The organism is Nocardioides sp. (assembly GCF_034670285.1).
GTDB lineage: Bacteria > Actinomycetota > Actinomycetes > Propionibacteriales > Nocardioidaceae > Nocardioides.
Window position 1 is genome coordinate 1 of the sequence record NZ_JAXMNS010000299.1, and the last position, 4,943, is coordinate 4,943.

Sequence of the window (4,943 nt, forward strand, 5' to 3'; positions counted from 1 at the left end):
CGTGCGGCCCTCGAGGGCCGCACGTCGGTGCTGGTCGGCTCGAGCGGCGTCGGCAAGTCGACCCTCGTCAACGCCCTCGTGCCCGACGCCGACCGCGAGGTCGGGGTGGTCAACGCGGTCACCGGTCGCGGACGCCACACCTCCACCTCGGCCTACATGCTCGCGCTCCCCGGTGGTCCCGGGTGGATCATCGACACCCCCGGCATCCGCTCCTTCGGGCTCGCGCACGTCAAGCCCGAGGACCTCATCGGGGCGTTCCCCGACCTCGACGAGATGACCGAGGACTGCCCCCGCGGCTGCACCCACGGCGAGGAGGAGCCCGAGTGCGGGCTCGACGACGCCGTCACGGCGGGTCAGGCCGACCCCGACCGGGTCTCGTCGTTCCGTCGGCTCCTGGCCGCCCGCACCGCGAGCGACTACTGAGGCGCCCGCTCAGCCGTTGAACGAGTCGGGTGGGTAGACCGCCCGGGCGCCGGCGTCGCCGGTGAGGACGACGAGCACCAGCAGGGCGATGGCAGCCGCCGCCAGCAGGACGTGGAGCCCGAGGCGGACAGCGGCACCGCGGTCGCGCCAGAACGCCGCGAGCAGCGCGACGACCCCGAAGCCGACCGTCACCCAGATCAGCAGACCGGCACGCTCCTGGTGGCGGTCGATCTGGGCGTTCTCGGCGAAGAACGCGTTGGCGTCGCGAAAGCTGTTGCCGCTGACGAACGCGGTCACGATCGAGGCGACGGTCACGAGCGCCATCACCACCAGCGGCGCGCGCAGCCGCTCCTGCCACGCCGGGCGGACGACGTACACGATCGCCAGGAGAGCAGCGAGGGGACCGAAGACCACCGCCGCGTGCACCACGAGCGGGTGGAGGGGAAGCCCGTTGATCTCCATGGTGCTGATTGAACCAGGAGCGGCACCTTTAGTGTGGCTCTCGTGCCACCCTCGCAGACCGACTACACCGACGACCTCCGCCTCGCGCACGTGCTGGCCGACGACGCCGACTCGCTGACGACCACGCGGTTCAAGGCGCTCGACCTCCACGTCATGAGCAAGCCCGACCTGACCCCCGTCACCGACGCCGACCAGGCGGTCGAGGAGGGCATCCGGCGCACGCTGTCGCGGGTTCGATCGCGCGACGCGATCACCGGCGAGGAGCAGGGCTCGAGCGGCAACTCCGCGCGCCGCTGGATCGTCGACCCCATCGACGGCACCAAGAACTTCGTGCGAGGGGTCCCGGTCTGGGCCACCCTGATCTCGCTCGCCGTCGACGACGAGGTCGTGCTCGGTGTCGTGTCGGCGCCCCAGCTCCAGCGTCGCTGGTGGGCGTCGAAGGGCAACGGCGCATGGACCGGACGCTCGCTCCTCAAGGCCACGCAGATGCAGGTCTCCGACGTACGACGGCTCGAGGATGCGTCGCTGTCCTACTCCTCGCTCAGCGGCTGGGAGGACCAGCACCGCCTCGACGACGCCCTGTCGCTGATGCGGCGCTGCTGGCGCACCCGCGCCTACGGCGACTTCTGGTCCTACATGCTGCTCGCGGAGGGCGCTGTCGACCTGGCCGCCGAGCCCGAGCTCGAGGTCTACGACATGGCTGCCCTCGACGTGATCGTGCGCGAGGCCGGCGGCCGGTTCAGCTCCCTCGACGGCACCGACGGCCCGTGGGGTGGCAATGCCCTGGCCTCCAACGGCCACCTGCACGAGGCCGCGCTGTCGTTCCTGGCGCGGTCCGCCGACAGCGGCAGCAGCGACGATCCGGACTGGCCGCGGACCGGCCCCGGCACGGTCAGCGACCTGCGCTCCCGGCGACGCGACGACGACACCCGCGAGTGATGCTGGTCACGCAGCCGCAGCCCGAGTAGTTTTCGAACATGCGGATGAGTGAGCTCCTCAAGGCCAAGAACAACCAGGACATCGTCTCGATCGCGCCGGGTGCCGGCGTACGAGAGCTGATCGCGATGCTCGCCGAGCACAACATCGGTGCGCTGATCGTCTCGGGTGACGGGGTGGCTCTCGAGGGCATCGTGAGCGAGCGCGACGTCGTCCGCCACCTGCACCACGACGGCACCGTCATCAACAACACCGTGTCGGCGATCATGACCACGTCGGTGGAGACCTGCGGCCCGGACGACGACGTCGACGACGTGATGGCGACGATGACCGAGCGGCGCTTCCGCCACGTGCCGGTCTGCGAGGACGGTCGGGTCGTCGGGATCGTCTCGATCGGCGACCTCGTCAAGCAGAAGATCGGACAGCTCACCTTCGAGCGCGACCAGCTCGACGGCTACATCCACCAGTCCTGAGCCACTGCCGTCGACGCGCAGAGCCGGCCCCTAGGCTGACCCGGTGGCACTCCTCTCTCGCACCGGTCCCGGCAACGGCCATCTCCTGATCACCGGCACCGGTCGCTCCGGGACGACGTTGCTCGTGCAGTACTTCGCGGCCCTCGGCTTCGACACCGGTTTCACTCCCGAGCAGATCGAGCGCCGCATCGACGACATCTCCCACGCCGGGCTCGAGACACCGCTCACGCGTGATCCGCTCCCCTACGTCGCCAAGTCGCCGTTCTACACCGGCAGCCTCGGCGAGGCCCTCGACGCCGGCACGATCGAGGTGGGCGCGTGCATCGTGCCGATGCGTGACCTGTTCTCAGCCGCCGAGAGCCGCCGCCGCGTCTCTCAGGCAGCCGCCGACGCAGGGCTGGACCCGGAGTCCGCTCGCGGCGGGCTGACCTTCCAGGCCCAGAAGCGGCCCAAGAAGCAGGAGGAGCGTCTGGCGGTGCAGTTCTACAAGCTCGCCCACACCCTCGTGCGTCACGACGTCCCGACGTACTTCCTCAACTTCCCGGGCTTCGCCAACGGCGAGCGCACCTTGTATGACGACCTCGAGCCGCTGCTGTCGTCGCACGGGGTGACGCGTGAGGAGTCCGCTGCCGCGCTCGCCTCGGTCGTGGACGTCGGGCTGATCAGCGACTTCGGACAGCCGTGATCCCGTGAGCCGCACGTGAGCGGTGCGGCTCGGCAGACGGGGCTCTCCCTCGACACCTCGAAGGGACGCTGGGTGCTGCTGGCCACCGTCCTCGGCTCGGCTCTCGCCGGCATCGACGCGACCGTCGTCAACGTCGCGCTCCCGGCCATCGGCGCCGACCTCGGCGGTGGCTTCGCCTCCCTGCAGTGGACGGTCTCGGCCTACGCCCTGACGTTGGCTTCCTTCATCCTGCTCGGAGGGACGCTCGGCGACCGTTTCGGACGGCGTCGCGTGTTCCTGGTGGGCGTCGTGTGGTTCGCACTCGCCTCTGCGCTCTGCGGCCTCGCCGTCAGTGTCGAAATGCTGATCGGCGCTCGTGCACTGCAGGGCGTCGGTGCGGCGCTGCTGACCCCGGGGAGCCTGGCGATCCTCCAGGCGTCGTTCGGGAGGGTCGACCGGGCTCGTGCGATCGGTGCCTGGTCGGGCCTCGGTGGGGTCGCGACGGCCATCGGGCCGCTCCTCGGTGGCTGGCTGGTCGAGGTCGCCTCGTGGCGCTGGGTCTTCTTGATCAACCTTCCGCTGGCCGCTCTCGTCGTGGCGGTCGCGGTGCGTCACGTGCCCGAGACCCGCGATCCCTCGGCCGGCGGCGCGAGCGTCGACTGGTCCGGCGGGGTGCTCGGGGCACTCGCGCTGGCGGGAGTCACGTTCGCGCTCATCGAGGCCGGCAGCGGTGCGGGCGTCGTCGTGCCGGCTCTGGCCGTGGGCGTCGTCGCGGCGGGGCTCTTCGTGGTGCGTGAGCGTCGCGCGCGCTATCCGGTGCTGCCGCTGTCGGTCTTCTCCGCCGCGCAGTTCAGCGCGACCAACGCGGTGACCTTCCTGGTCTACGGCGGCTTCGGGGCGCTGTTCTTCCTTCTCGTCGTGCAGCTGCAGGTCGTGGCCGGCTTCGGCGCCGTGGCGTCGGGTGCCGCGCTGCTGCCCGTGACGCTGGTGATGCTGGTGCTGTCGTCACGCTCGGGTGCACTCGCCGCCAGGATCGGCCCACGGCTCCAGATGAGCGTGGGGCCGGTGGTGTGCGCCGGCGGCATGCTGCTGCTCTCAGGCATCGACGAGACGTCGTCGTACGCCCTCGGCGTGCTGCCCGGGGTGAGCGTCTTCGGCCTCGGCCTGGCGATCATGGTCGCGCCGCTCACCGCAGCAGCCCTCGCCGCTGCGCCGGCCGCTCACGCCGGGATGGCCTCCGGGGTCAACAACGCGGTGGCCCGCACCGGCGGACTGCTTGCGGTGGCCGCGATCCCGGCGCTCGCCGGGCTCGGCTCCGACGGCTTCTCGGCCCCCGACCTCGCCGCCGGGTATCCCGTGGCGCTGCAGATCTCGGCGGGCATCCTGCTGCTCGCCGGCCTGGTGGCTGCGCTGACGGTGAGCAACGAGCTGCTGGAGCACGACGAGCCCGGACTGCCTGAGGCGCCTGACGCGCCCGAAGCGATCGTCTCGGAGCATCATCTGCCCCACTGCGCAGTCGGCGGGCCGCCGCTGCTGTGCACCTGCGAGTCGGAGACCCCGGGCGGCTGAACGGGTGAGCGGCGCTGGTTAGGCTGGTGGCATGAACAAGCCTGAGATCGACTTCCCTGACTTCGAGCCGCCTGCCGACCTGGTCATCACCGACCTCACCGAGGGAGACGGCGCCGAGGCCGCCGCCGGCCAGACCGTGAAGGTGCACTACGTGGGCGTGGCCCACTCCACCGGCGAGGAGTTCGACGCCTCCTACAACCGCGGCGAGCCGCTCCAGTTCCGCCTCGGCATCGGCCAGGTCATCGCGGGCTGGGACACCGGTGTGCAGGGCATGAAGGTCGGCGGCCGTCGCCAGCTCGTGATCCCCCCGCACCTCGGCTACGGCGAGCGCGGTGCCGGTGGCGTCATCAAGCCCGGCGAGACGCTGATCTTCGTGGTCGACCTGATCGGCGTCAGCTGACGCCTCGCGCCGTGAG

Annotated in this window: 7 protein-coding genes; 6 read left to right on the forward strand and 1 reads right to left on the reverse strand. The window is 71.0% G+C overall.

The genetic code is table 11. The features are described 5' to 3' along the window. Positions 1-423 (forward strand): ribosome small subunit-dependent GTPase A (gene rsgA / locus VOI19_RS14330; RefSeq protein ID WP_323793640.1); only part of this gene is annotated, 423 nt, incomplete at its 5' end. A gap of 9 nt (positions 424-432) precedes the next feature. On the opposite strand, the gene VOI19_RS14335 is transcribed toward rsgA, so the two are convergent. Beyond that, positions 433-885 (reverse strand): DUF2231 domain-containing protein, encoded by a 453-nt coding sequence (locus VOI19_RS14335; protein WP_323793641.1) that lies wholly within the window; start codon positions 883-885, stop codon positions 433-435. A gap of 42 nt (positions 886-927) precedes the next feature. On the opposite strand from VOI19_RS14335, the gene VOI19_RS14340 reads away from it, so the two are divergent. Genes VOI19_RS14340 through VOI19_RS14360 form a run of 5 tightly spaced genes read left to right on the forward strand, consistent with a single transcriptional unit; the run spans position 928 to position 4,927 of the window. Next, positions 928-1,824 carry an inositol monophosphatase family protein gene (locus VOI19_RS14340; RefSeq protein ID WP_323793642.1) on the forward strand — a complete coding sequence of 299 codons (897 nt, stop codon included), beginning with the start codon at positions 928-930 and terminating at the stop codon, positions 1,822-1,824. 44 nt (positions 1,825-1,868) lie between these two features. Then, a complete protein-coding gene (locus tag VOI19_RS14345; RefSeq protein WP_323793643.1) occupies positions 1,869-2,294 on the forward strand; it encodes a CBS domain-containing protein in 426 nt (141 codons plus the stop codon). Positions 2,295-2,337: 43 nt separating this feature from the next. Next, positions 2,338-2,979, forward strand: coding sequence for a hypothetical protein (locus VOI19_RS14350; protein WP_323793644.1), 642 nt, complete (start codon positions 2,338-2,340; stop codon positions 2,977-2,979). A 15-nt stretch (positions 2,980-2,994) separates the two neighbouring features. Next, positions 2,995-4,527, forward strand: coding sequence for an MFS transporter (locus VOI19_RS14355; RefSeq protein WP_323793645.1), 1,533 nt, complete (start codon positions 2,995-2,997; stop codon positions 4,525-4,527). A 31-nt stretch (positions 4,528-4,558) separates the two neighbouring features. Then, positions 4,559-4,927: an FKBP-type peptidyl-prolyl cis-trans isomerase gene (locus VOI19_RS14360; protein ID WP_323793646.1), complete on the forward strand. Its 369-nt coding sequence runs from the start codon at positions 4,559-4,561 to the stop codon at positions 4,925-4,927. The last annotated feature ends 16 nt before the right edge of the window (positions 4,928-4,943 follow it).

Bases quoted from the DNA above. Each gene is read 5' to 3' on its own strand.
- VOI19_RS14335 (WP_323793641.1), bottom strand. From the start codon at position 885: ATGGAGATCAACGGGCTTCCCCTCCACCCGCTCGTGGTGCACGCGGCG.
- VOI19_RS14345 (WP_323793643.1), top strand. From the start codon at position 1,869: ATGAGTGAGCTCCTCAAGGCCAAGAACAACCAGGACATCGTCTCGATC.
- VOI19_RS14360 (WP_323793646.1), top strand. From the start codon at position 4,559: ATGAACAAGCCTGAGATCGACTTCCCTGACTTCGAGCCGCCTGCCGAC.